Annotated in this window: 24 protein-coding genes and 1 pseudogene; 11 read left to right on the top strand and 14 right to left on the bottom strand. The window is 48.6% G+C overall.

What is annotated here, in order from left to right; genetic code table 11:
- The first annotated feature begins 13 nt into the window (after positions 1–13).
- From G5S52_RS13885 to G5S52_RS13875, 3 genes are all read left to right on the top strand, one after another.
- Positions 14–1,897 (top strand): DUF294 nucleotidyltransferase-like domain-containing protein, encoded by a 1,884-nt coding sequence (locus G5S52_RS13885; RefSeq protein ID WP_165014800.1) that lies wholly within the window; start codon positions 14–16, stop codon positions 1,895–1,897.
- A gap of 9 nt (positions 1,898–1,906) precedes the next feature.
- Entirely contained in the window at positions 1,907–2,644 is a 738-nt protein-coding gene (locus G5S52_RS13880) for a 3'-5' exonuclease (RefSeq protein ID WP_046307202.1), read from the top strand.
- A gap of 219 nt (positions 2,645–2,863) precedes the next feature.
- A complete protein-coding gene (locus G5S52_RS13875; protein WP_002540880.1) occupies positions 2,864–3,322 on the top strand; it encodes an FKBP-type peptidyl-prolyl cis-trans isomerase in 459 nt (152 codons plus the stop codon).
- Positions 3,323–3,530: 208 nt separating this feature from the next.
- On the opposite strand, the gene G5S52_RS13870 is transcribed toward G5S52_RS13875, so the two are convergent.
- A complete protein-coding gene (locus tag G5S52_RS13870; RefSeq protein ID WP_165014798.1) occupies positions 3,531–4,949 on the bottom strand; it encodes a hypothetical protein in 1,419 nt (472 codons plus the stop codon).
- 58 nt (positions 4,950–5,007) lie between these two features.
- Between G5S52_RS13870 and G5S52_RS13865 the strand changes: the two genes are divergently transcribed.
- Positions 5,008–5,589, top strand: coding sequence for a sugar O-acetyltransferase (locus tag G5S52_RS13865; protein ID WP_165014796.1), 582 nt, complete (start codon positions 5,008–5,010; stop codon positions 5,587–5,589).
- Here the strand turns inward: G5S52_RS13865 and G5S52_RS13860 are convergent.
- Both G5S52_RS13860 and G5S52_RS13855 read right to left on the bottom strand, forming a co-directional pair.
- Positions 5,586–5,849: a YkgJ family cysteine cluster protein gene (locus tag G5S52_RS13860; RefSeq protein ID WP_002541050.1), complete on the bottom strand. Its 264-nt coding sequence runs from the start codon at positions 5,847–5,849 to the stop codon at positions 5,586–5,588. The genes G5S52_RS13865 and G5S52_RS13860 overlap by 4 nt on opposite strands.
- A 58-nt stretch (positions 5,850–5,907) precedes the next feature.
- A complete protein-coding gene (locus G5S52_RS13855; protein WP_165014680.1) occupies positions 5,908–6,162 on the bottom strand; it encodes a hypothetical protein in 255 nt (84 codons plus the stop codon).
- Between G5S52_RS13855 and G5S52_RS13850 the strand changes: the two are divergent.
- Together G5S52_RS13850 and dusC are read left to right on the top strand one after the other, a co-directional pair.
- Positions 6,067–6,509 (top strand): annotated as a pseudogene (locus tag G5S52_RS13850) (YcgN family cysteine cluster protein). The gene G5S52_RS13855 and the pseudogene G5S52_RS13850 overlap by 96 nt on opposite strands.
- Positions 6,510–6,514: 5 nt before the next feature.
- Complete coding sequence (dusC, locus tag G5S52_RS13845) at positions 6,515–7,489, top strand: tRNA dihydrouridine(16) synthase DusC (RefSeq protein WP_165014793.1); 975 nt, start codon at positions 6,515–6,517, stop codon at positions 7,487–7,489.
- Positions 7,490–7,567: 78 nt separating this feature from the next.
- Here dusC and G5S52_RS13840 read toward each other — a convergent pair whose 3' ends face one another.
- Complete coding sequence (locus tag G5S52_RS13840) at positions 7,568–8,242, bottom strand: Rossmann-fold NAD(P)-binding domain-containing protein (RefSeq protein WP_165014790.1); 675 nt, start codon at positions 8,240–8,242, stop codon at positions 7,568–7,570.
- Between the two features lie 202 nt (positions 8,243–8,444).
- On the opposite strand from G5S52_RS13840, the gene G5S52_RS13835 reads away from it, so the two are divergent.
- Complete coding sequence (locus G5S52_RS13835) at positions 8,445–9,089, top strand: YecA family protein (RefSeq protein WP_165014787.1); 645 nt, start codon at positions 8,445–8,447, stop codon at positions 9,087–9,089.
- The gene (locus G5S52_RS13830) at positions 9,089–9,475 is read left to right on the top strand and encodes a (deoxy)nucleoside triphosphate pyrophosphohydrolase (protein ID WP_165014784.1); all 387 of its coding nucleotides are present in this window, start codon (positions 9,089–9,091) and stop codon (positions 9,473–9,475) included. Before G5S52_RS13835 ends, G5S52_RS13830 begins: the two co-directional genes overlap by 1 nt.
- 57 nt (positions 9,476–9,532) lie before the next feature.
- On the opposite strand, the gene dsbB is transcribed toward G5S52_RS13830, so the two are convergent.
- Complete coding sequence (dsbB, locus tag G5S52_RS13825; RefSeq protein ID WP_165014781.1) at positions 9,533–10,069, bottom strand: disulfide bond formation protein DsbB; 537 nt, start codon at positions 10,067–10,069, stop codon at positions 9,533–9,535.
- A gap of 85 nt (positions 10,070–10,154) precedes the next feature.
- Positions 10,155–11,741, bottom strand: a complete 1,587-nt coding sequence (nhaB, locus tag G5S52_RS13820) for a Na(+)/H(+) antiporter NhaB (protein WP_165014778.1) — start codon at positions 11,739–11,741, stop codon at positions 10,155–10,157.
- A 667-nt stretch (positions 11,742–12,408) separates the two neighbouring features.
- Between nhaB and fadR the strand changes: the two genes are divergently transcribed.
- Entirely contained in the window at positions 12,409–13,260 is an 852-nt protein-coding gene (gene fadR / locus G5S52_RS13815; protein ID WP_165014775.1) for a fatty acid metabolism transcriptional regulator FadR, read from the top strand.
- A 60-nt stretch (positions 13,261–13,320) separates the two neighbouring features.
- Here fadR and G5S52_RS13810 read toward each other — a convergent pair whose 3' ends face one another.
- From G5S52_RS13810 to gap, 5 genes are all read right to left on the bottom strand, one after another.
- Complete coding sequence (locus tag G5S52_RS13810; RefSeq protein ID WP_165014772.1) at positions 13,321–14,865, bottom strand: SpoVR family protein; 1,545 nt, start codon at positions 14,863–14,865, stop codon at positions 13,321–13,323.
- Positions 14,866–14,908: 43 nt separating this feature from the next.
- A complete protein-coding gene (locus G5S52_RS13805) occupies positions 14,909–16,180 on the bottom strand; it encodes a YeaH/YhbH family protein (protein ID WP_165014769.1) in 1,272 nt (423 codons plus the stop codon).
- A 36-nt stretch (positions 16,181–16,216) separates the two neighbouring features.
- A complete protein-coding gene (locus G5S52_RS13800; RefSeq protein ID WP_165014766.1) occupies positions 16,217–18,151 on the bottom strand; it encodes a PrkA family serine protein kinase in 1,935 nt (644 codons plus the stop codon).
- 445 nt (positions 18,152–18,596) lie between these two features.
- Positions 18,597–19,460, bottom strand: coding sequence for a D-hexose-6-phosphate mutarotase (locus G5S52_RS13795; RefSeq protein WP_165014763.1), 864 nt, complete (start codon positions 19,458–19,460; stop codon positions 18,597–18,599).
- Between the two features lie 100 nt (positions 19,461–19,560).
- Positions 19,561–20,556, bottom strand: a complete 996-nt coding sequence (gap, locus tag G5S52_RS13790) for a type I glyceraldehyde-3-phosphate dehydrogenase (protein ID WP_002541068.1) — start codon at positions 20,554–20,556, stop codon at positions 19,561–19,563.
- 489 nt (positions 20,557–21,045) lie between these two features.
- Here gap and msrB point away from each other — a divergent pair, with 489 nt between their 5' ends.
- On the top strand, positions 21,046–21,441 hold the full coding sequence (msrB, locus tag G5S52_RS13785; protein WP_165014760.1) for a peptide-methionine (R)-S-oxide reductase MsrB: 396 nt from the start codon (positions 21,046–21,048) through the stop codon (positions 21,439–21,441).
- Positions 21,442–21,513: 72 nt separating this feature from the next.
- Here msrB and G5S52_RS13780 read toward each other — a convergent pair whose 3' ends face one another.
- Together G5S52_RS13780 and G5S52_RS13775 are read right to left on the bottom strand one after the other, a co-directional pair.
- Positions 21,514–22,380 carry a DUF2989 domain-containing protein gene (locus tag G5S52_RS13780; protein WP_165015041.1) on the bottom strand — a complete coding sequence of 289 codons (867 nt, stop codon included), beginning with the start codon at positions 22,378–22,380 and terminating at the stop codon, positions 21,514–21,516.
- 155 nt (positions 22,381–22,535) lie between these two features.
- Positions 22,536–24,302 (bottom strand): calcium-binding protein, encoded by a 1,767-nt coding sequence (locus tag G5S52_RS13775; protein WP_165014757.1) that lies wholly within the window; start codon positions 24,300–24,302, stop codon positions 22,536–22,538.
- Positions 24,303–24,741: 439 nt separating this feature from the next.
- On the opposite strand from G5S52_RS13775, the gene G5S52_RS13770 reads away from it, so the two are divergent.
- Positions 24,742–25,026: a YeaC family protein gene (locus tag G5S52_RS13770; RefSeq protein ID WP_165014754.1), complete on the top strand. Its 285-nt coding sequence runs from the start codon at positions 24,742–24,744 to the stop codon at positions 25,024–25,026.
- A 72-nt stretch (positions 25,027–25,098) separates the two neighbouring features.
- Here G5S52_RS13770 and ansA read toward each other — a convergent pair whose 3' ends face one another.
- Positions 25,099–26,109 (bottom strand): asparaginase, encoded by a 1,011-nt coding sequence (ansA, locus tag G5S52_RS13765; RefSeq protein ID WP_002541077.1) that lies wholly within the window; start codon positions 26,107–26,109, stop codon positions 25,099–25,101.
- Positions 26,110–26,139: the final 30 nt, after the last annotated feature.

Genomic DNA, 26,139 nt, shown 5'->3' with positions numbered 1-26,139 from the left:
AGATTGAGAAGTAATGGAAGCGGAACAAATAGAAATCGCAGCGTTTCTCAAACAACATGCCCCGTTTGATGAACTGCCTGAAGAGGAAGTGGACGAAGTTGCCAAGCAGGTAGAAATCTCCTATTTCCGTGCAGATACCCAGATTTACGAATACGGCCAGCCGATTCAGGACCTGTGTATTGTCAGAAGTGGTGTGGTTGAAATTTATCGCCGTAAAGGGGAGCTATTCAACCGTTTGTCTGAAGGAGGAACCTTTGGGCAGTGGGGGTTGATGATGAATCGCAGAGTTCGTTTCCCGGCCAAAGCGATAGAAGACAGCCTGGTCTATTTCATTCCCGATACGGTTTTCGATGACCTCAGTGAACGTTACGAGGCTTTCTCTGACTTTATGGAAGTGGAAGATGGTACCCGTTTGCGTCAGGCGGTGGAGAGCCATCGTGACAGCAATGACCTGACCACCTCCAAAGTGACTAACCTGATTCTGCGCGACCCAGTCACTGTGGATTGTGAGTCTTCCGTTCGTCATGCTGCGCAAATCATGACTGATGAAGGCGTGTCTTCACTGCTGGTGATGACCGTAGAAGAGGACGATGAAGGTGTTGATCAGGAGCGCATTGCAGGCATCATTACCGACAGGGATTTGCGCTCCCGCGTGGTGGCTCCTGGCTTACCTTATGAGACGCAGATTACTGAGATTCTGACTCCACAAATTATCACGCTCGATCACAATGCCTATGTATTCGAAGCCATGCTGACCATGCTTCGTAACAACCTGCATCACTTGCCCATCCTTAAAAATCAAAAGCCGGTGGGGGTGGTTGCACTGTCTGATATCGTGCGTTACGAATCCCAGAGCAGTTTGGTGATTGTGAGTAGTATCTTCCGTCAGCAAACCGTTGAGGATCTGGCGGCTTTATCCAAAGATGTACCCGCCTGTTTCTCCCGTATGGTTTCAGAAGATGCCAACTCACATATGATTGGTTCTGCGATGGCGGTGATAGGCAGAAGCTTTAAGCAGCGCCTCCTTGAATTGTTTGAAGAAGAGTATGGCCCACCACCTATTGGTTATTGTTTCCTTGCACTGGGGTCAATGGCACGTGATGAACAACTGATTGTGACCGATCAGGACAACGCACTGATTCTGGATGACAAGTACGATCCTGCAGAGCATGAAGAATACTTCGTGAGCCTTGCAAAGTTTGTGAGTGATGGCCTTGCGCAATGCGGTTACAGCTACTGTACCGGTAACATCATGGCGACTAACCCTGAGTGGCGTAAAACCCGCGCAGAATGGGAAGAGACCTTTGCTGACTGGATTGATCATCCTAACCCTCAGTCGTTATTGAACAGCAATATTTTCTTCGATCTTGATGGTGTTTACGGCGCAACGAATTGGGCGGAAACACTCAAAGCATTTGTTTCCCGACGTGCGAAGCGTAATAACCGATTCCTTGCCTGTATGGCCCGCAATGCTCTTAACCGAACGCCACCTCTTGGTTTCTTCAAGAGCTTTGTGATGGAGCAGGACGGTCGACACAAAAACTCAATGAACCTGAAACGCCGTGGCACCGCACCACTGGCAGATCTGATCCGTGTTCACGCATTGGCGGTGGGTTCCCGCTCACAGAACTCGTTTGAGCGTCTGGACGACATCATCGAAGCGGGCATTTTGCCGAAAGGCCGTGGTGAAGATATCCGTGATGCGATGGAGTTCATCTCCATGGTTCGTATTCGCCATCAGGCTATTGATGTGGAGCAGGAGATTGAGCCTGATAACAACATCGAGCCGGAGAATCTCTCTGAATTCGAGCGCCGCAACCTCAAAGATGCTTTCCAGATCATGAGTAACGCGCAGAAGTTCCTCAAGTACCGTTACCAGCCAAATCGCAGTAATTAGGGGCATGTAGTGTTAATTCTTGAACCTAAAAACGGTGCAAAAGACGTCAAGGTGGGTCCTGACTGGTCAACGCTCAATGAACGATTGAAGCAAAAAGCCAAGGTGCCTCTGCTGAAGCGTTTTTACGAAGCAGGTGTCGTAAATGGTGACACCCCAGTGTCTGAGGTTGAGTTCGTTGCGCTGGATCTGGAAACCACGGGGTTGGATCCCAGTAAAAACGACATTGTCAGCATTGGTTTGGTGCCTTTTACGCTTAACCGTATTCATTGCCGCGAAGCCAAGCATTGGATTGTGAAACCGAGAAAACCGCTGGAAGACGATTCTGTGGTTTTCCACGGTATTACCCACTCGGATGTGAGTGATGCGCCGGACTTACGCCGTATTCTGGAAGAAGTACTGGCTTCTTTGGAAGGGAAGATTGTGGTGGTGCATTACCGTCGCATCGAGCGTGATTTTATCGAGGCAGCAGTCAAAAGCCGTTTGGGTGAAACCTTGTTGTTTCCAGTGGTGGATACTCTGGAGATTGAATCCTGGTATTACCGTAAACCTTTCCAGAAGTTCTGGTCCTGTCTAATGAAAAAGCCACTGACATCTATTCGGTTGGCAGACAGCCGTCGTCGTTACAACTTACCTTTTTATCAAGGACATAACGCGCTGACGGATGCGATTGCAACTGCCGAGTTGCTTCAGGCGCAAATCGCACACCGTTTTGGTCGTGACCATCCCATCAAGGCGCTGTGGCGTTAATTTTCGGCTATTAAAATCAATGATATCGGCCTAAGTTCACGTTTTTAGTAATCAAAACGCTGTAACCGGGTCGATTTTTTTAGTGCTTTGCTCTCTGTGTTACAGTCAAAGGGATGAGCTGGTATCTGTCTTTGACGTTTCGTCCTTGACAACTCTTTGCGCCGATTGCCCGACGTAAAGGTACGATACGTAAATTCGCTGCCGACAAAGGATGGCAAGATGATTGAAGAAAACAAAGTCGTAAAAATCGACTACACGGTAAAAGACGAAGAAGGACAGCTGATTGATACGTCGGAAGGCAAAGATCCTTTAGCGTATCTGCACGGTGCAGGAAACATCATTCCGGGTTTGGAAAAAGCACTGGAAGGTCGCTCTGAAGGTGAGGAGTTTGCCGTTCAAATTCAACCAGACGATGCATACGGCCAGCGTAACGAAGCGTTGATTCAAGTAGTTGAGCGCGGTGTATTCCAGGGCGTAGATCAATTGGACGTGGGTATGGTGTTCAATGCCCAAGGCCCACAAGGCAATATCCAAGTGACGATTATCGCGATTGAAGGCGATGAAGTGACGATTGACGGCAACCATCCATTGGCGGGTGTCGTACTCCAATTTGAAGGCGTTATCCGCGAAGTGCGTGAAGCAACTGCCGAAGAAATCGAACACGGCCACGTTCATTAATACTGATGAACGAACCTTGAAAAGCGAGCCATTGGGCTCGCTTTTTTGTTAGTGCTTATCTAATACCAATCGTAGTAAATATCTGCTCATCCTAGCTTGTTAAAATGCTCGATAACTGTGTTGAAAAATTTGATTGTAGAATAACTACTTATCGAAATTTTCCGCCTTGTTCTCGAGCATTTTTCCTGCTCTATTTCTGATCAGCTACCTACTGTGATTGGTATAACAGGGTTTCTAGGATGAAAGCATCATCGAAGTGGCGCTCTCCAATGAAGGCGATAGCGTGTTGACCATGTTGTCGCATTGCACCGGGTGAGCGCACGCCAAATGGCCACAGGAACCAACGCTCACCGCGAAGACTTTGTTCCAGAATGCCGAATTCATCAAAAGGGCTTTGCCTCATTCCTGTGCTATCCGAAAGCATCAGTGTCTCTTTGATTTCTCTCGCCTGAAGCGTGATATCGGGTTGAATGTTATCAGTAACATGAATCGCGCTTATCATGTGTTCTCCGCCAGTTAAACTGATTTCAAAACGACCGTTGTCTGTAGTTGGGAACAGGTAGTTCTGGATTGGCTTTTCGTCATCGCGCTCTGTAAACCATAGTGTTGGGCTCAATGCATACACCATGTGATAGCAACCGCATTGGTGAATGGAATCCAGAATCAGTGGAGCACCATCTTCACCCAGCGTGATGCGCACATTCACCGCATCAAACTCTCCTGCATACGGGTCGATGTGGCCTTTTGCGGTTCTGGCTGGGAACCACAATGCGTAATTGAGTTGAGGGAGCACTTTCCCATGAAAACGGGTGTAGGTGACGGAGCGGTAAATAACGGGCGTTTGGGTATTGATCAATATCCTGTCTTGGCCATCAAGCGTCAGCGCGCCGGGGATGTCATTGGGTGATAAGGTTTCGACGACAAACAGAGGTGAGAACCTATCGAGTAACGCCTCAGATTCATCGCTGGTGAGCAAAGGCCATTGCAGTGAGGAATAGCGACTTGCTTCTTCGAACATGGCTTTCACTTTTTGCGGCGTCAAATGTGTTGGTGGCTCGCCATAACGGAAAGGGTGTTTCAGCGTTCTGCCAAAATCTGCCTTGATGCGCTCCTGTTCATCTTCGATTTGTCCTTCGGCGACAAGAGTGGCAACTGGGTAAACGCCTACCACTCGCTTCCAATGCTCGTAAGCTGTCGGTACAGAAGGGGGGGAATTCTCCAATTCTCCCCAAAAGCGGGAATTTTCGATGGTTTCCTCGAGCAACTGCTGCTGACATTGCTTCAACTCAATCTGATGGCGTGTATCGACGGGTGTTAAAGCCAATGCGACATCAAGTTGCTCTTTCCCTTTATGTCCCACATAGGCGAGCCATTGAGCTTGCGCAGAAGCGCTAGATAGCTCTCCAACAAAGGAAGTGCTGAAACGGTCAAAAGCCAGATGAGGGAAGCGTAAATCCTGATGGTAAGGCAGTTTGAAATCACGCTCATGTTCTACTTTCTTGTAATACGCAGAGAGGCGGTTTTCGCACGTTGCCCCATTTTGAGTGAACAGGGTAGTTTGGTGTGGTGTAGTACACCCAACTAGCAAGGCAGCAAATAGTAAGAAAAAGAACCGGGATCTCAGCATTGTGCTCTATCTATAAGTTACTGTTCGGCTTTAACAGTGTCGGTACAAAGGACAAAAAATGAAAACCGAGAAGCAAAAAATGCTAAGTGGTGAGCTTTATCGCGCGAGTGATGAAGAGCTGGTGGCAGATAAAATGCGATGCCGTGAAGCCATGCGTCGCTTTAACCAAAGTGTGCCTGAGAGTGACGATTGGAAAAGGGCTAAGCGTGATTTGCTGCCAAACGCGCCCGACTCAGTGTATATCGAGCCGCCATTTTTCTGCGATTACGGCATTCATGTGACCTTTGGTGAGAATGTTTTTATCAACTTTAACTGCACCATTTTGGATGTCGCGCCTGTGACTATTGGTCATCGTGTGATGATGGCGAACAATGTGCAGCTTTTGACGGCAACACATCCATTGGATGTTCAACGCCGTGTCTATGATTTGGTTGAATACGGTTTGCCCATCAGCATCGGTGACAATGCGTGGTTAGGTGGCGGTGTGATTGTTCTGCCGGGTGTGACGATTGGTAAGAACTGTGTCATTGGCGCGGGCAGTGTGGTGACCAAAGATGTTCCTGACAACTCTATTGCTGTTGGCAATCCCGCGAAGGTTGTTCGAGAGCTAACCCCTGAGGAGATCGCCGAACGCGGTTAAGTTAATGATTCCAACTCTGTGAGCACGTCAATCGCATATTGATTGGTACTGCCACAAATATCCCGGTCAGCTTTGAATTGCCCACACACGGCAGGGCGCTCAGGCTGGCCGAAAATCTTACAAAGATTCTCTTCATTCAATTGGATACAACGGACCCCGGCCGGTTTTCCATTGGGCATACCTGGAATAGGCGAAGAAATGCTTGGCGCGATGCAGCAAGCACCACAGCCTAAACGACAGCTTACAGCGGTATCAGTCATCTCTCTGCCTCAATGAACGGGTTATTTGGTTATAATCCAATCGTGGGCGCGCACAGTATCACTCACGCTGAGTAAACGCAAAGTGTTGATGGTCATCGCCCATAAGCCCTTGATTGACAGTCGCTGAGCGCAGGTATTTCGCCTTGCGCTTGCAGTTTCTGCTCTGGGTGGTATAACGAGCGCCTTTATCAAGATTGACTGGCAGGAACGGGTAAGCATGACAACGCCTTTCTGGGAACAAAAAACACTGACTGAAATGACTGACGCAGAGTGGGAATCGCTGTGCGACGGTTGCGGTAAGTGCTGTCTTCATAAACTGATCGATGAAGACACCGAGGAGTTGTACTACACCAATATTGCTTGCAGTCTGTTGGATGATAAAACTTGTTCGTGCAAAGACTACCCGAACCGTTTCAGCTATGACGAAGACTGCCTGAAGCTTCTCGCGAGAAGATTGAAGAGTTCTATTGGCTTCCGGATACCTGTGCTTACCGTTTGCTGGCAGAAGATAAACCACTCCCAGCCTGGCACCCACTCATTACCGGGTCGAAAGAGGCCATGCATGCTGCTAACGAATCAGTACGCGAGAAAGTGGTTTACGAAATCGACGTGATTGATTGGGAAGACCACATCATCAATCACCCTAGCCGTCGAGGTTAACTCCTGTGAAGTTGACCCTTGGCCCAATGGAGGGCGTGCTTGACCCTCTGATGCGTCAAATGCTGACAGAGATTAACCCTTACGATCTTTGCGTGACCGAATTTGTGCGTGTCGTCGATGCGAAACTGCCTCCCCGTGTCTACTACAAGCTAAGTCCTGAACTGGAAAATGGTGGCAAGACACCGTCAGGCACACCTGTACGTGTTCAGCTGCTGGGTCAGTCTCCGCAATACATGGGTGAAAACGCCGCACTGGTGGCGGAACTCGGCTCGTCTGGGGTTGATATTAACTTTGGGTGCCCATCCAAGACGGTAAACGGCAACAAAGGTGGGGCGGCTCTTCTGAAAGAACCTGAGCTGATGTATCAGGTGGTGAAAGCCGTTCGCGAAGCGGTGCCTTCCGATCAAGTGGTCAGCGCCAAAGTGCGTCTGGGCTTTGATGATGTCTCTGCCTATCGTGAAATTGCCGATGCGGTGCAATCTGGCGGCGCTAATGAAATTGTCGTTCATGGTCGCAGCAAAGCAGATGCTTACAAGGCGGGGACTATTCGTTGGGATTTGATCGGTGATTTGGCAAAGAGCTTATCGATTCCAGTGATTGCCAATGGTGATATTTGGTGTCGAGATGACGCGCTAAAATGTGCGGAAGTGTCGGGATGTGAAACCTTGATGGTTTGCCGTGGCGCGCTGAATATGCCGAATCTTGCGGCACACATTAAAGCCGATAATGCACCGATGTCTTGGCATCAAGTGCTGATGCTCTTGGTTCGTTATTCAGAATTTGAAATTCGTGGTGACAAGGGTATGTACTACCCGAACCGAGTAAAACAATGGTTCCGCTATCTGCAGGCTGAATATCCAGAAGCGAAAGAGCTGTTTGTACGTATTCGCCAGCTTAAAGACAAACAACAAATTCTGGGTGAAATCATCAGCACCCTCAACAATGTGGAGCGTCAGGCTGCTGTTGAGAGCTTTGCCTAATTAAAAATTGATTTCAAGAAACATAAAAAAGGCAGACCGAAGTCTGCCTTTTCTCTTTGGATTCTCTGTTCCAAAAATCTAATACTGATTCAACACCCGGCCCGGCAAAATACGGTAGTCGATGCGTCCAGGCCAATTCTGTTCGGACAGCGCTGAGATCATGGCGCGCGCAACACGCACGGCTTCTACAGGCTCAAAATCTGCCAAAGGACCCGCAAGGAATGGGTTCAGCAGCGGCATGATTCGCTGCAGGAATTGTTCATCCTTTCTTGGTTCTTCACGTTCCCCAACCAAAGGTCCGGGACGTGCCACCAAAAGGCGTTCATAACCCATCTCTGAAAGAGCACGCTCCATTTTACCTTTGCAGCGGAGGTAATGGGATGGTGACCAAGGGTGAGCCAACATACTGGAAACCACGGCCAGATGCTTTACGCCGACGACGGCCATCATACGTGCGACTTTGACCACAAGGTGATAATCCACCTCTTCCAGTGCCGCTCTCGAGCCTGCCTGCTTCTTGGTTGTACCTAAGGAAATATACCCTTGAAGTGGCACTGGCCAATGAGGTTGCCAGTGAGTGACTGAAAGGTCAGGACTTTGATGGACAATGATTTTTTCAGAGACCACAGCGACAGGGTGTCGCGTTACAACGTGGATGTGGGAGACATCAGGATCCCCCAGTAATTGATGTAATAACTCGTCACCTACCAAGCCGGTCGCACCGGCGATAATGACACTTCGAGACGATGGCACTGACAGAAAGTCCTCTAAAATCAATTGTGGCTAGACTACCACGGTTTGCGCAAAACTATTCAACGCCTTAGACCAATTATTCGATTTGTCGCGTAGTTCTACCGGTCAAAAAATGACCTTGTTTTCATAAGGAGAAGTCGAAAATCAGCGGTGATGGGCGTTTTGGGTTATGATCCGTTTTTTACATCTTTAGAGAACCACAATGACGTCGATGGTCGAATTACAAAGTGACTGGGAAGGTATGCCAGCCACTTTTATTGAAGGTGCGCTTTTGGCTGCGAACCTGTCTCCGGCACCTTTGGATCCAGAAAATAGCTGGTTGCCTATTCTGGTGACAGGTGGAATGGACGAAGACGATGTAGAGCCAATGACCACTGAGCAGAAAAAGGCGGTGATGCTGCGATTTGAGCAGCAGTATGTGGCACTGATGAAGCACACCTACGAACTGCCTGTAGAGTTGTCACTCGACGCATCACGTAATGAGAATCATCAGGCTTTTGCCGAAGGCTTTCTCGCTGTTTGGCCTCACATTGAACCGGCATGGCAAGAGATCAAAGTGTCTGACGGCAGTCGTCGTATGCTTTCGGCGCTGATGACGACCATGCTTTTCCTTCATGACGAGCAAGGTACGCTGGACCAAATGAAAGAAGCAGGACTGGCTGCACTGCCATCGCCAGAAAAGTACTACCAGCAACTACCTCTGATGATTAACGAAGTGGCGCTGGCGGCGGATGAAGTGCAGCAGGGTTCCGGTGCTCGTGCTGTGAACCCGTACAAAACTGTTGGTCGTAATGACCCATGCCCTTGTGGTAGCGGAAAGAAATTCAAAAAGTGCTGCGGTAAGTGATGACGATTTCTCCAATTTTGGTTGTCGCCGGTGTACTCACTGACGGTGATAGCATTCTCATTACCCAGCGCTTTGATCATGAAGGCGGTCTTTGGGAGTTTCCTGGTGGCAAAGTAGAGCGCGGAGAAACTGAGCCAGAGGCTTTAGCCAGAGAACTATTGGAAGAGTTGTCTATTAAGGTAGAGGTTGGTGAGTATCTCACCGAAACACTCCACCATTATCCGACCAAATCGATACTACTCAAAAGCTACCGCTGTAAGCTGGTAGAAGGTGAGTTGACCCTGCATTGCCATCAGGCAAAGGCATGGGTAAGCCAATCAGAGTTGGATGCTTATACCTTTAGTGATGCAGATAAGCCCTTGGTAGCACTACTGAAAAGCAAATAACAAAAATCCCAGCCAAGGCTGGGATTTTTTATGATTCTATCGACGTGATGGTTTCAACTAGAAGAGGCGGCGCTCGCGCTTGCCAAACAGCTGAGACAACACAACAACCGCCAACACAACCAGCATGGCTGCGAAAATCACGACCAGCCATTGAGGCATAGACAGTGTCAGGAATTGCCAAACAATCTTGCTGCAATCGCCACTGGCTTCAAACATCCATGGAACCCATTGGTTCAATGGCGCCCAAGAAGGGAAAGAAACAAAGATATCGCAGGTCGCACCAAACAGGTCGTTCGGATCCGGGAATTGGTAGCCGACATGTTCGATGGAAAGTTTAAGCCCCCAACCTGTCGCAACACCCCAGGCAATCAGTCCTGACCAGCGCACCAGTGCGTTTTGCGGAGCAATCATACCGATGAGACCAGCACCAACCACTCCCAGCATGGCGACACGCTCATAGATACACATGACACAAGGCGCCAAGTCCATCACGTGTTGGAAAAACAGCGCGCAGCCTTCGAGGATTAAACCCGACAGCATCAGCAGAAACCAAGCGCCACGCCCACGGGATATTTCGTTGAAATACGACAACATAGAATACGAATCCGTTGTAAAAGACAAAGCCCCACCGAAGGCGGGACTTTGCTATTCAAAAAGTTACGGAGCTGGAAATCAAGCCTTAATGGCCTGTACTCACTGCACCAGCCGCTTCAACCGTGCCAAGTGTGATCCAACCCGCGTCATAGAACCACTCCGTCATTGGAAGCAGCAGCAATTCGATACCTGCGAGACCTACCAGACCCATGACGACGGTGTATGGCAGCGCCATGTAAACCATCTTGCCGTACGACAAGCGCAGGAGCGGAGCCAGGGTTGATGTCAGCAGGAACAGGAACGCAGCCTGACCATTAGGTGTTGCCACAGACGGAAGGTTAGTACCGGTATTGATTGCGACAGCGAGAAGCTCAAATTGTTCACGAGTAATGATGCCATCCATCAGAGCTGCTTTAACTTCGTTGATGTAAACCGTACCAACGAATACGTTATCTGACACCATAGAGAGCAAGCCGTTCGCTATGTAGAACATAGTGAGCTGCGCACCACCTTCCAGTTGCAGAACGGCACTGATCACTGGAGTAAACAGACCTTGGTCGACGATAACAGCAACTACTGAGAAGAAAACCGCCAATAGTGCAGTAAACGGCAGAGCCTCCTCGAAAGCTTTACCAATGTGGTGCTCGTCAATAACGCCGGTGAAAGAGGTCGCCAGAATGATAACGCTCAAGCCAATCAAACCAACCGCAGCCAAGTGCATGGCTAGTGCTATCACCAGCCAAACTGCAATGATCGCCTGAACAACAAGCTTCGCCACGTCATAGTTGGTGCGCTTCGCACGCTCGGCGTTGTTAAACTCAACCAGGATTTGGCGAACGTTTTCAGGCAGTTTTGCACCGTAATCAAACAGGCCAAATTTTTCGACAAATGCACAGGTCGCCAAGCCACAGAACAGAACCGGCAAGGTAACAGGCAACATGCGGACGATGAACTCACCGAATTGCCAACCTGCCTTTTCAGCGATGATCAGGTTTTGAGGTTCACCTACCATGGTCATTACACCACCCAGTGCGGTACCGACACCAGCATGCATCAGCAGGCTGCGCAGGAATGCACGGTAATTCTCAAGGTCATCGCGGCTTAGGTCATCGCGAACAGACTCGTCTGAGGTATGGTCATGGTTGGATTGAAAGTCTTTACCTGATGCAACACGGTGGTAAATAGAGTAGAAGCCAACTGCCACACTGATAACAACAGCTATCACGGTCAGCGCATCAAGGAATGCAGAAAGTAATGCGGCTGCAGAACAGAAGGCTAGAGACAACAGCGTTTTCGACTGAATACCGAGCAAGATTTTGGTAAAGATGAACAGCAGTAGCTGCTTCATGAAGTAGATGCCCGCCACCATAAAGATAAGCAGCAACAGAACTTCGAAGTTCGCAACCAGCTCGTGTTTCACCGTGGCTGGGCTGGTCATCCCAATGGCTACGGCTTCGATAGCCAGTAAGCCGCCCGGCTGAAGTGGGTAACATTTAAGTGCCATCGCCAGAGTGAAAATAAATTCCACTACAAGCAACCAACCCGCGATAAACGGATCGATAGCGAAAACAATTGGGTTGATAATCAAGAACGCAATAATCGCCGCTTTGTACCAGTCGGGCGCCTTACCGAGAAAGTTCTTGATGAAAGCATTCCTTAGCGTAATGGCCATGTATATGTCTCTGTTTCTTATAAAAGCAAGTTCTATGGAGGCTTGAAATGAAGATGTAAACGCTCTGTTGCGACAGGCGGCGGTAAAATTACACAATTTCAATTTTTGTTGAAATGTTTGGAATCTGACCCCTAAACGTCGATTTATCGACGAAAAGTACCGCTGAAACCCATCGCATAGGCAAACTCGGAGCACACAATACAGCGACTTTTCAAACAGTCAACAATCCGTTGCATGTTAATTAAATTACTGGAGTATGTTACGAAAAAACGCGACTCCAACCCAGGGCTTTTGAAATATCCTGTAACATTTGGGCGCCGTTATTCTATGCATGGGATTGGTTGTATACAGTGATGGTGATCAAGGATAACGCGCAGCAGAAAACAATCGTCTTTCTTTTCATCAATGCCGCGCGTGAAGAGTTGGAAAAATTGGTAGCTGGTCAGTTTTTGTGGTTTAAAACGCGCATAAAAGTGCATGTTGTGACAATGAAACCCCACTGTGACCTTGTTTAGCTGCGACGCAAATTTAACTAACTGTGATGTGCGCCCGTCAAATCGAGGTCAAATGGGCGCAAACGATACCCTTCTTAGGTTTCTAGGTGGCGAGGATAAGTGGTATGATGAGTTATTAATCAAGATAAGAAGCAACCTGGAAACAACACTCAATGGTTATTAAGGCGGATAGCCCGGCAACTTTTGCTGAGAAATATATCATCGAGAGCATTTGGAATAATCACTTTCCTCAAGGCTCTATTCTTCCCGCAGAGCGCGAGTTGTCAGAACTGATTGGTGTCACACGTACAACCCTTCGAGAGGTGCTACAGCGCCTGGCTCGTGATGGCTGGTTGACCATCCAACATGGTAAGCCGACGCGCGTGAATGACTACATGAACACATCAGGTCTCAACATCCTTGATACGCTGGTTACCCTAGAGGGTGAAGACGTTCACGGTGTGTTGGAAAACCTGCTGTCAGCACGCACGGACATCAGTGGCGTTTACATGCGTTATGCGGTGAAAAATGACCCGCAAATCTGTGCAGATCTGATAGAGAAAGTGATTGGTCGCTGTGAAGCCCTGCTGGCAAGTGACAGCTTTGCGAGCTTCATTGAAGCCGCTGAAGAAAAAGACGCCATCCTGCAGGACGTGAAGAAAATTTACGATACCTTCGGTAAGGTTGATCAAGACACCTGTGAAGCAGTTTGCCGTGGTCGTGCATTCAACCACTTTGACTACATGTTATTCCAAGGCATGGCGCAACGCTCAGGCAACAAAGTTTACGTACTGACCATGAATGGCATGCGTAAAATCTACTCCCGCGTAGGTGGTTACTACTTCATGGACAAGCGTGCTTGTGAGCTGGCGATTCAGTTCTACCGTGATTTGCTGGTTATCACGAATGAGGGCCGTCATTTGGATGTGGCAGATCGCATCAAGCAATATGGTCGTGAAAGCGGCGCGATTTGGTTCTCTAACCGTGACACGATTGCAAAATTGATGGAGCAGGAAGAAGCTTAATCCTGTTTTTCCTGAAAAAAACCGCCATTTCTGGCGGTTTTTTTGTGCGTGAGAGTCTCGTTAGCTTCCCGGTATCAAGTCAGGATCAAACTGAGGACGCTTTGGGCAGGTTGAGATGATCTTACTCTTACCATCCGGCAGTTCTTCCTCCAGTACCACCTCAAATCCCCACAAACGGTGAACGTGCTTGAGCACTTCTTCGTAGGAATCGTTCAGCGGGATGCGGTTATGCGGCACGTAACGTAAGGTCAGCGAGCGATTGCCTCGTAGATCCACATCAAATACCTGGATATTAGGCTCATGATTGCTGAGGTTGTATTGCGCAGATAACCTCTCCCTGATCTGGCGGTAACCTTCCTCGTTATGAATGCTGGTCACTTCGATGAAGTTTTGTCTGTCATCGTCATTTATGGCAAAGAACTTCATGTCTCGCATCACTTTGGGTGACAGGAACTGGCTGATAAAGCTCTCATCCTTAAAGTTCTGCATCGCGAAATGTAAGGTTTCCAGCCAATCACTGCCTGCGATTTCAGGGAACCAGTATTTGTCTTCTTCAGTGGGATCTTCACAGATACGGCGAATATCCTGAAACATCGCAAAGCCCAGCGCATATGGATTGATGCCACTGTAAAAACGACTGTTATAGGGCGGCTGTGCAACCACATTGGTGTGACTGTGCAGGAACTCCATAATGAAACGGTCTGTGACCAGTCCTTCATCGTAAAGGTGGTTAAGTATGGTGTAGTGCCAGTATGTCGCCCAGCCTTCGTTCATCACCTGCGTTTGCTTCTGCGGGTAAAAATACTGGCTGACCTTCCTGACAATACGAATCACTTCACGCTGCCAAGACTCCAGCAGAGGTGCATGCTTTTCGAAGAAATAGAGAATGTTTTCCTGTGGCTCAGAGGGGAAACGATCAACGGCTTTCTCACGCACCTTTTCACTGGTTGGAATAGTCCGCCAAAGCGCGTTGACCTGACTTTGCAGATAGTCCTCGCGGGATTTCTGACGCGCCACTTCCTCGGCAATCGAAATCTTCTGTGGTCGTTTATAGCGATCCACGCCGTAGTTCATCAGTGCGTGACAGGAGTCGAGGAGCTTCTCTACTTCATCCACGCCGTATTTCTCTTCGCACTCGCTGATGTAGTTTTTGGCAAAAAGCAGATAATCGATGATGGAGCCTGCATCCGTCCATGTCTGGAACAGGTAGTTGCCTTTGAAGAAAGAGTTGTGACCATAGCAGGCGTGCGCCATGACAAGTGCCTGCATTGTGATGGTGTTTTCTTCCATCAGATAGGCAATACAAGGGTCGGAGTTAATGACGATTTCATAGGCAAGGCCCATATGACCATGCTTGTAACCGCGCTCTGTTTCGATGAATTTTTTGCCGAAAGACCAATGGTTGTAGTTGATAGGCATGCCCACACTTGAGTAGGCATCCATCATTTGCTCGGCAGTGATGATTTCAATTTGGTTCACATAGGTGTCGAGGCGGTAGTGTTCCGCCACACGTTTGATTTCCGTGTGGTAGTTCTCTAGCAGCTCAAACGTCCAGTCAGGACCATCACTGAGCGTCTTCTTTTTCTTTTTTGCTGCGACTGCCATCGCGTCCTCCTTGGATCTCAAACCCGGAAAGAGAGGTGAGGGGTTAGCTCACCTGTTTCTTAAACAACTCCCGGAAGACTGGGAAAATGTCGTCGGCAGAGCGAATGTTCTGCATGGCAAAGTTTTCGTAGCTCTCTGCCACTGATTCATACTCTCGCCACAGTGTCTGGTGTGCTCGACGGGTAATTTCAATGTAAGCGTAGTAACGTGTTACCGGCAGCAATTGCTTTTCCAACAACTCGCGACAACCCGGTGAATCATCCGCCCAGTTATCGCCATCTGATGCTTGTGCGGCGTAGATATTCCACTCATTAGACGGATAACGCTCTTTCACAATGTCATTCATCAGTCGAAGTGCACTGGACACTATGGTGCCACCCGTTTCCTGTGAGTAGAAAAACTCATGTTCGTCGACTTCCTTCGCCTGCGTGTGGTGGCGGATAAACACCACTTCCACGTTTTTGTAGGTTCGGGTCAGGAAGAGATAGAGCAAAATGTAGAAGCGCTTGGCGATGTCTTTGGTGGCCTGATCCATTGAACCTGACACATCCATCAGACAGAACATAACTGCTTGGCTACTCGGTTGTGGGCGCTTCTCGTAGTTCTTGTAACGTAGGTCGAAAGTGTCGATGAAAGGTACGGCCGCAATCTTAGCCTTGAGTTCATCAATTTCTTCCAGCAGACGTTTCTCTTCGAGCGGCTGCCCTGGCTCGGTGCTTTTCAGCGCTTCGAGTTCCGCTTCAAGCTCACGAAGTTTGCGGCGTTTGCCTGCTGACATAGCGGTTCGACGTGCCAAAGAGTTCTGAAGCGAACGCACAATCGCAATGTTGGCCGGCACACCAGTTGCTTTGAAACCGGAGCGGTGGGTTTTCCACTCAACCAGCTTGTTCATCTGGTTCTTTTTAAGGTTTGGCAGTTCCAGATCTTCGAACAGTAAATCCAGGTACTCGTCTTTCGAAATCTGGAAAACGAAATCGTCCTGACCTTCGCCATCTGGGCTTGCCTGACCTTCTCCCGCGCCACCGCCTTGTCCACCGCCAGGTGGGCGTTCAATACGGTCGCCGGGGATAAATTGGTCGTTGCCAGGGTGGACAGCGTCACGCTGTCCGCCTTTGCCTTGTCGGAATACTGGCTCTCGAATGTCCCGGGAAGGGATAGTGATGCTTTCACCACTATCCACATCAGTGATAGAACGTTTGTTTACAGCATCAGCAATAGACTCTTTAATCTGTCGCTTGTGACGTCGCAAAAAACGCTGACGGTTCACCGTGCTTTTGTTTTTCCCGTTGAGCCTTCGATCAATAAAATGCGCCATAAGCCCCCCGTAATTTCAATACATCCCTAGACAGTCTTACGAGGATTTACGCACACGCAAGTACCACTCAGACAGCAAGCGTACTTGTTTGCGGGTATATCCTTTCTCCATCATACGGGCGACGAAGTCGTCGTGTTTCTTCTGCTCTTCGGTCGACGTTTTAGCATTGAAGGAAATGACCGGGAGCAGCTCTTCGGTGTTCGAGAACATTTTCTTCTCGATAACAGTGCGAAGTTTTTCGTAGCTGGTCCAAACCGGGTTTTTACCTTCGTTGTTAGCACGTGCGCGAAGGACAAAGTTCACGATTTCATTACGGAAGTCTTTAGGGTTACTAATGCCCGCAGGCTTCTCTATTTTCTCCAACTCGCTGTTGAGTGCAGAGCGGTCGAACAGTTGGCCTGTATCTGGATCGCGGTATTCCTGATCCTGAATCCAGAAGTCTGCATAGGTCACGTAGCGGTCAAAGATGTTCTGGCCGTACTCAGAGTAGGACTCGAGATAAGCGGTCTGAATTTCCTTGCCGATAAACTCGACGTATTTCGGAATCAGGTAACCTTTGAGATTTTCCAGGTACCTTTCAGCAATTTCCTGTGGGAACTGCTCACGCTCGATTTGTTGCTCGAGCACGTAGAACAGGTGCACAGGGTTTGCCGCCACTTCAGAATGATCGAAGTTAAACACGCGGGAGAGGATCTTGAACGCAAAGCGGGTAGAAAGACCGTTCATGCCTTCATCAACGCCCGCATAGTCACGGTACTCCTGGTAAGATTTGGCTTTCGGATCCGTATCTTTCAGCGTTTCACCGTCATAGACGCGCATTTTCGAGAAGATGCTGGAGTTTTCAGGCTCTTTCAGGCGCGACAGCACACTGAAACGGGCGAGAATATCGAGCGTGCTGGGCGAACAAGGTGCGTTAGCCAGCTCACTTCCTTCCAGCAGTTTGTCGTAGATTTTGATTTCTTCAGAAACACGAAGACAGTAAGGCACTTTGACAATGTATACACGGTCGAGGAATGCCTCGTTGTTTTTATTGTTACGGAAGGTTTGCCATTCTGACTCGTTCGAGTGGGCGAGGATCATGCCGTCGAACGGCAGGGCTGAAAGGCCTTCAGTACCGTTGTAGTTACCTTCCTGCGTCGCTGTCAGCAATGGGTGAAGCACTTTGATGGGGGCTTTGAACATCTCAACGAATTCCATCAGACCCTGATTCGCTTTACACAGCGCACCGGAGTAGCTGTAAGCATCTGGGTCATCTTGCGCAAAATGCTCAAGCTGACGGATGTCGACTTTACCGACCAGTGAGGAGATGTCCTGGTTGTTTTCATCACCTGGCTCTGTTTTCGCAACTGCAACCTGGTCAAGAATGGAAGGACGAACTTTAACAACCTTGAACTTGGTAATGTCGCCACCGAACTCATGCAAGCGCTTAGCAATCCAAGGTGACATGATGGTACGCAGGTAGCGTTGAGGAACGCCGTATTCACTTTCCAACAATGCGCCGTCTTCCGCGGCATCAAACAGGCAGAAAGGGTGATCGTTGGTTGGGCTGCGTTCACCGTTTGCAGTCAGCACGTAAACCGGCACTTTCTGCATCAGGCTTTTGAGTTTTTCAGCCAGTGAAGACTTACCACCGCCCACTGGGCCAAGTAAGTAGAGAATCTGTTTGCGTTCTTCCAAACCCTGAGCAGCATGCTTGAGGTAGGAAACGATTTGCTCGATGGCATCTTCCATGCCGTAAAAGTCTTCAAAAGTCTTGTAGCGCGAGATGACGCGGTTGGAGAATAAACGGCTCAAGCGAGGATCGAGCGCGGTGTCGATCATTTCAGGTTCGCCGATGGCCATTAACAGCCTCTCAGCCGCATTTGCATAAGCGCTGCGGTCTTCCCGGCAAAGGTCCAGAAATTCTTGAAGGCTCAGCTCTTCGTCTTTTGCTTGTTCGTAGCGCTGACGATAGTGGTCGAAAATACTCATGGTCCTGCCCCCTAAATCGTGCTGTTATCAATTAGAAAGGATATCGGCGCAGTTGCTTTCATATCCTCACTCTTTTAAGACTAGTCGCAACTGATCAATTTGCTTGGTTGAATTACTTGTTTTTTCAATATTTTTCCCTTTTGTGATAAGGCTTTGTATTCAGCCTTTCAGGATTGGGTTGTGTGAATATCGCTACTTAACCGTATATACACAGGGAATTGTTCTACCGATCCCTTCCCAAGAGCGAATTCTCACCAACGAGACGCCACTTTCTGGGTTTCCAACGTCCGTCACAGTTAGGACTTCCACAAACGCTCACTTTGGCACCTGTTTGATGAATGCCTCTTCGTGAACGTGAAGAAGAACTTGCATTGCACGTGCCAGAAAATAAAAAAGCCGGAACCCCAAGGTTCCGGCTTCAATGAAATCGCTGTTAGTTAACGATTTATTTACAAATAACTTCGGTTGAGAGCGTGTGTTTTTCGCCAGGTTGGAGCGTCACACTTCTGTCGTAAACAGCAGATTCTGCACAAACCATGGTCAAAAATCCGTCGTCTTCCATGTCAGCCATGCCTTCGGCAAGCGTTTGCCACGGGTTCCAGACGACAACACCGTTGTTACCTTGGTTACTGACCTCTATACGGCGCTGATTCGCAGCATCTTCAATTATCACAGTGTCAGCTGCTTGAGGGTAAATACGGTCAACTTCGCCTTCGAACGTCGTTTTGCCTGTGCTTGGCTTACGCTCACCCGCTTCAATGTACTCATTGCCAAGTTCGGAAACCGTGGTTTGGTGAATGTCACCTATGTTGAAGTAGGTATGCAGTGCACCGCCAATTTGCATGGCGCTTTCGCCAGTATTGGTTGAGACCAAACTGACTTTGAGTGTGTCACTGACTTCCATCAGAAGTTCTGCATGGAAAGCATGAGGCCAGATAACGCGGGTTTCGGCGGTGTCAGACAGCGTCAGACTGATGATCACGCCTTCATCATTCTCGCGGTGCTCGTTGAGCGTCCATTCGCTGGTGCGTGCAAAACCGTGAGAAGGTTCTGCGGCTTTGCCGAACCAAGGCCAGCAAACAGGAATGCCACCACGAATAGCTTTGTTACCGGTAAAGTCTGCTTTCCCACTCATCCAAATGGTTTCTTTTTTGCCGGTCGGCGTGAAACTCAGCACGTGGCCGCCAAACAAGGAAATCGCAGCGGTGGCTTTCGGATGAATAACACGAACGACTTTTAAACCGTCCAGTTCGCAGACAGTGACATAGTCAGAGAGAACAGCAAGGGTAGGGAGCTGTTTTACGTCCATCAAGGTGCCTTTTGAAAATTTGCTACAAAAATTCAGGTACAAAAAAGGCGGCCATCAGCCGCCTTTTTGTCACTCATGCCTTAACGGCAATCCGGAATGATTACTTAGAGATGTGAGCAATCAGGTCCAGAACTTTGTTTGAGTAACCGATTTCGTTGTCGTACCAAGATACAACTTTAACGAATTTGTCAGTCAGAGCAACGCCAGCTTTTGCGTCGAATACTGAAGTTTGAACTTCACCGATGAAGTCTTGAGAAACAACTTCGTCTTCAGTGTAACCCAGAACGCCAGCCATCTCGCCTTCTGAAGCAGCTTTCATTGCCGCACAGATTTCTGCGTAAGAAGCAGCTTCTTTCAGGTTAACAGTCAGGTCAACAACAGAAACGTTTGCAGTTGGTACGCGGAAAGCCATACCAGTCAGTTTGCCGTTCAGTTCTGGAAGAACTACGCCAACTGCTTTAGCTGCACCAGTTGATGATGGGATGATGTTCTGAGAAGCACCACGACCGCCACGCCAGTCTTTCGCAGAAGGACCGTCAACAGTTTTCTGAGTTGCAGTAGTCGCGTGAACAGTAGTCATCAGGCCAGACTCGATGCCCCACTTGTCGTTCAGTACTTTCGCGATTGGCGCAAGACAGTTAGTAGTACAAGAAGCGTTAGAAACGATGTCTTGACCTGCGTAAGTCTCGTGGTTAACACCCATAACGAACATTGGAGTTGCGTCTTTAGATGGACCAGTCAGAACAACTTTCTTCGCACCAGCAGTGATGTGTTGACGTGCAGTTTCGTCAGTCAGGAAGATACCAGTTGCTTCAGCAACAACGTCAACGCCTACTGCGTCCCACTGAAGTTCAGTTGGGTTACGCTCAGCTGTTACGCGAACAGTCTTACCGTTAACAACCAGGTTACCGTCTACAACTTCAACAGTACCGTTGAAACGACCGTGAGTTGAATCGTACTTCAGCATGTATGCCATGTAGTCAACGTCGATCAGGTCGTTGATTGCTACAACTTCGATGTCGTTACGCTCAACAGATGCACGGAAAACGAAACGGCCGATACGGCCAAAACCGTTAATACCTACTTTGATAGTCATTATGTTGCTCCACAACTTAATATCTAGTGAAAGGAAATTGGTAGTAAAATTACAGAATCGGTACCACCCATGCAAGCAAAAAACCCATCTAAATTGCTTAAAGTCAAAAATTAGTACGGATTATTTTTACATCGCCCAAACAATATTTGAATGTGCTACAAAATATTTGAAATATTCCCGTAAAACACCCTAGCTTGATATTTGTACAACGCCATCTGTCATACTCTTTAAGGCGCATATCTGCTTCGCTAAACAAGTATGGTGACAATATGCCGTTCGGTAAGTGCGAAAACTGAGAATCGAAAACGAGTTTGTTGACGCTGCGCGTAAGCCATTGTTGATGAGGTGAAAGTCAGCAGACCGCTGAAGCTGTGACCTGACGGGCGAAGCTTATTATCCGGGGTGGTACTCAGAGTAATAAGCAGGTAAAAAATCTTTTGCCAAATTCCGGTTTGCCGTAAAGAGAAATTTCCCGCACAAGAGGAAGTCATGACATCAGATAATAAGTGGAAAGCGTCTCTGTCTGAAGAGGCATATAAGGTCTGTCGGTTGGGACATACAGAAGCGCCATATACTGGTGCTTTATTACACAATCATAAGAAAGGAACATATCACTGCGTCTGCTGTGATGCTCTTTTATTTGATTCGAGTACAAAATTTGACTCTGGATGCGGCTGGCCAAGCTTTGATTTGGCGGTAGAAGGTGCGGTTCGTTATCTGGAAGACCAAAGCCATGGAATGGTAAGAACCGAGATCCGATGTGCCGCCTGTGACAGCCATCTGGGGCATGTGTTTGACGACGGCCCCACAGAAACAGGGCAACGCTACTGTGTGAATTCTGTGGCGATGACTTTTTCTGAGCAGAGCGACGAAAGCAAAAGATGAAATTCATTGCGTATCAGAAAATAAAAAGTGCGCTCTCGGCGCACTTTTTCGGTTGTAAGAGGTGGCATTTTATCAGGTCGGGTCACCCAATGTCGCAAGCTGCATCAGTAGCCCTTTTTCAAAATCTCCATCTTCGATTTCAGACGCAATATCTTTTGCAATGTCAGCAATGGTTGCACGTCTTGAATCTGCCATTGGGTATAGCAATTTAAGCTGTGCTTCTTTAGCGATTGGCAGTCCCAACTCTCCGCCAACCAGTGCCCAAAGGTAGGCTTCATCGAGCTTTCCAATAGAATGGTTGGCCGTTGCGAGAGATTTAACCACATCTGGAATCGCCTTTTCACGTGTTTCGCCAGCGCGGCCATCATAATAGGAGAGGGCTTTCAATAGCAGTTTGATCGTGTGTTCTTTGTCTTTATCGACGTAGTAAGTCGCAAGTCCAAGCTGTAACTCTGGGGTGTTGAGGTATTCGGTTTCTTCCAACTTCAAGAATTGTTCGAGTGCTTCGTTGTCACCCTGTGTCCAACGGTAGTAAATAATGGAAGGCTGGTAAGAAGATTTAAGTTGCTGTTCAAGTTTGTCGATAGCGTCATAGGCGTGGAAGAGAGCTTCCGTGCGCAGTGTCTTTTTCGATTTCAGCGTGGTGGTTTCAATCTGTGCGGCCAGCTCCATACACTTGGCGTACTTCTTGGTTAGCAGCAGTTCATCAAATTTGTTCAGGTCAGAATCTTTTTTGACGACGTCATAGCGCTTCCAGATGAGGTCAGTACGCTCGTGACGACACTGACCATCACGAACATTGAGCTTTTGGCAGATCTGAGGGTAATTTTCACAAAGCTGAGCGGTACTGCGGTTGCTCTCAAAACAGCCCGCAAGTAAAAGGGGAATCATGGCGGCTATCGCCAGCTTCATCGGATTATTCAACAAGCCTTTCTTCATCATATTCGTGGCTCTTATCGTCTCTATTGATACACAAATGACTTATAACATAAACGCTACTTTTCAGTTTAAGTTCATTTCACGACTTTTGCGTGAGTCCACAGAGATAAAAAAGACCAGCACGTTGGCTGGCCCTTTAATAAAGCTGGCTGATATCAGACGATATCCGTACCAAGATAAGTGATGTTTTCAGCATCAGTCCAAATAGTCACTTGATCACCATCGCGGATATCGGTGAAGACATAAGCTTGTAAATCTGCGGCTTGGGCTGTTGTTATACCCATTTTCTCTATCATCGCGGGGGTGATGTCAGCGTTGGACGTGCCGGAGGCTTCGTATTGCCATAGCACACCGGTAAGATTCAGGGTGTCGTCACCCTCTCCCAGCCAAGCCACAAAACCCTGCCAATCGTCCCGGTCGATGGTGTCTGACTGCGCGTCAATCTCATGGATGTTAATGGTAACGGTTTGGTCACCATTGCCACCAATCGTGGCTTCAACACCTGCAATGACGTTACCGGTCACACCGGGCGTAGTCTGATAAGTCGCACCCGTGAAATCAGCATGCACGGTGCCTGAAATTTTCATGACATCAAAGCCTGTTGCTGCATCATAGATGTGCTTGTTGACTTCTTTTCCGTTGGAAAGTGTGCGGATTTGCCCTTGGAAATCATTAACATCGAAAATCAGGGTGTCGGAATTGGTTCCGCCCATCAGAATATCTTCGCCGACGCCGCCATCCAGTACATTGTCAAAGCTGTTCCAGCCAGAGAACAGATAGTCGTTGCCTTCACGGCCGAGTAAGGTGTTACTCCCCAAGTTGCCGTAGAGGGTGTCATTACCGACGCCGCCGTCTAGATAGTCATTCCCACGATTACCGCGCAGGAAATCATCGCCCTCTTCTCCGTAGATGACATCATTGCCGCCATTTCCTCGAAGGTCATCATCGCCTGTGGCACCATAGATTTCATCGTCACCGTTACCGCCAAAAATCTGGTCGTCACCGGTTCCGCCATCGATGTAATCGGCACCTTCATCGGCACGAATAGCGTCGTTGCCGGCATCGCCCCAAATTTCGTCGTCACCACTGCCGCCGCGGATATAGTCGTCACCATCTTCACCAAAGACGAGGTCAGCACCTTCACCTGCCAGTAACTCATCATTACCCTGGCCACCGTACAGCGTGTCATCACCTGCGCCGCCTTCCAGTTTGTCGGTGCCATTTTGTCCGCGCAACGTATCGTCACCATTGCCACCATGAAGGTGGTCATCATCATTTCCACCCCACAGGGTATCGTTGCCATCGCCACCGGAAAGCACGTCATTGCCGTCTGCGCCAACGAGAAAATCATCGCCACCTTCGCCAAACAGGCGATCATCACCTTCATAGCCATACAGGCTGTCATTGCCATGTGTACTGGTGTCGCTGCTGATTTCTTCAACTTCGATGGTGACACTTGATGACGGAATATTGGTGTCGACGTCATTAAGATCGAGTGGGCGCCATTCAAAGTTGGTTAATTGGCTGGCAGGCATGGTGAAGAAAACCAGCTTTGCGCCACCAGGTACGTTGATATCGAGCGCCGAGCCGCGCTCCGCCAAGCTGACATAATCTACAATGATGTCACGGCTGATGATAGTTCCGGTTGCGTCCAAAATGGCGTAGCCCAAGCTTTTCTCTTCACCAGCGGGGAAGCTAAATTGTGACAAAGTCACGCTTATGAATGTCTCTTCTTGAATGGCATATGAACCATTAGCGTCTGGAGATAAGGTGGCTATACCTTCAGGCGATGAGTCGCCATAAGCCTTATCGTTACCCTCATAACCACGCAGGGTGTCGTTACCTAGTAGACCGTATATTTCGTCATCGTCGCTGGTGCCGATGACATTGTCATTTGTATTTGTGCCAGAAATGGATGCCATGTGGCGTACCTTGCTCGAAATTAAGTATTTTCTTGCGACCACGGATACGGCTTCGTGTGTCGGTGTATTAAACGGGCGGGACAGATTTCACGACATGGTGTCTGGTTTTTTGTTCAATTGGTTTTAGTGAAACCAGTTTCTGTTGGCCGGGCGTCGTCACATAAAGTGGCAAAAGGTCTACGATCTCTCAAGCTGCGAGGTGCGTATTCAGATTAAAATCAGTACTATTGCGGGCGTAGTAAAATAGGAATTCGCACTAAAGTGCTACAAAAAACTGAAAATCAGTATGGGAAATGACTGATTTCTTGGCTTGTTTGCCTTTTTAGTCAAGGTGTCTCAGTTTGTTAGATACATGGGCATCTTGGGTCGAAAACCGCCGTTTTACACTCTCTGATTGTGTTGTGGCCCCTTTGGGTAGCCTAGGAAGAAAGGAAGTATCATGGATATCGAGCAGTTGCTGTCCACTATCACCCCAGACGCTTATGAACGCTTGTTGTATGCGGTAGAAACCGGTAAATGGCCTGAAGGCACGACACTGACACCAGAGCAACGCGACAATGCTATTCAGGTTGTCATGCTCTATCAGTCTCGCCACAACACGGAGCCGCAACATATGACGGTTGCGGCAGGTGGTGACATTACAATGAAGTCGAAAGCGCAGTTAAAACGAGAGTTTGCGCCGAATCAGGAAACGATTGTTCAGACCAAAATCAATGATGAATAATCGGCGATTGAAAACATATTGTTGAAAAGGCCAGCAATCATGCTGGCCTTTTTACTTTCTGATAATTGAATATCAGAGCGACAATTCGCCGCGAAGGTCTTGTTGAAGTTGGGTGCGAATGGCATCCATTGGCAAGTCCTGACTCAGAAGAAAGTGCAGTTTCGCCAGTGCTGCTTCCGGTGTCATGTCATAACCGCTAAGAACGCCTGCTTCTGCCAGCGCACAACCTGTAGCGTAACCGCCCATATTGACTTTACCTGCCAGACATTGGGTCAGATTCAACACCACAACGCCACGATCAGTCGCTTCGCGAAGCAGGCCTAGCAGCTCTTGATTCTGAGGTGCGTTGCCCACACCAAAGGTCAGCAGGATCATCGCATTCACTGGTTGTTTCAGCGCATTGCGTATCACTTCCGGCGAAATCCCCGGATACATCATGATAATGGCAACAGGCTGTTCGGTAATCGTGTGAACTTTGAAAGCACCTTCCGGCTTCTTATCGATTTCTGCACCGTGGAGCTGGATGTTAATACCCGCTTCCAACAGAGGCGGCAGGTTTGGCGACGTAAAGGCGTTGAAGCCATCCGCATGGGATTTGGTGCTTCGGTTACCGCGCAGAAGTTGGTTGTTGAAGAACAAGGTCACTTCATTGATAGGGTAATTCGCAGCGATATGCAGTGCGTTTAGCAGATTCGCCTGACCGTCAGAGCGCAGTTCTGCCAACGGGATTTGTGATCCTGTCACGATAACGGGTTTATCCAGGTTCTCCAGCATGAAGGAGAGCGCAGAAGCGGTGTATGCCATGGTGTCTGTACCATGGAGAATCACGAAGCCATCGTACTTATCGTAGTTGTCACGAATATCGTCAGCAATGCGTTGCCACTCTGCAGGGGTCATGTCGGCGGAGTCGATCAGTGGACTGTATTCGTGAATAGTGAATTCAGGCATCTCAGGGCGATGGAATTCCGGCATTTGTTGGAGTTGTTGTTGCATAAAGCCAGACACAGGAATGTAGCCCTGCTCTGATTTCAGCATGCCGATTGTGCCGCCAGTGTAGGCGATATAAATGTGTTTTCTTTCCATCTTCACAACTTAAATGTAGCCGAGGTAGTG

The organism is Grimontia sedimenti (assembly GCF_011045095.1).
In the GTDB taxonomy this organism is placed as follows: domain Bacteria; phylum Pseudomonadota; class Gammaproteobacteria; order Enterobacterales; family Vibrionaceae; genus Enterovibrio; species Enterovibrio sedimenti.
The sequence above is the reverse complement of the archived record's forward strand: the minus strand, read 5'-3'. Positions and strand labels throughout refer to the sequence as shown.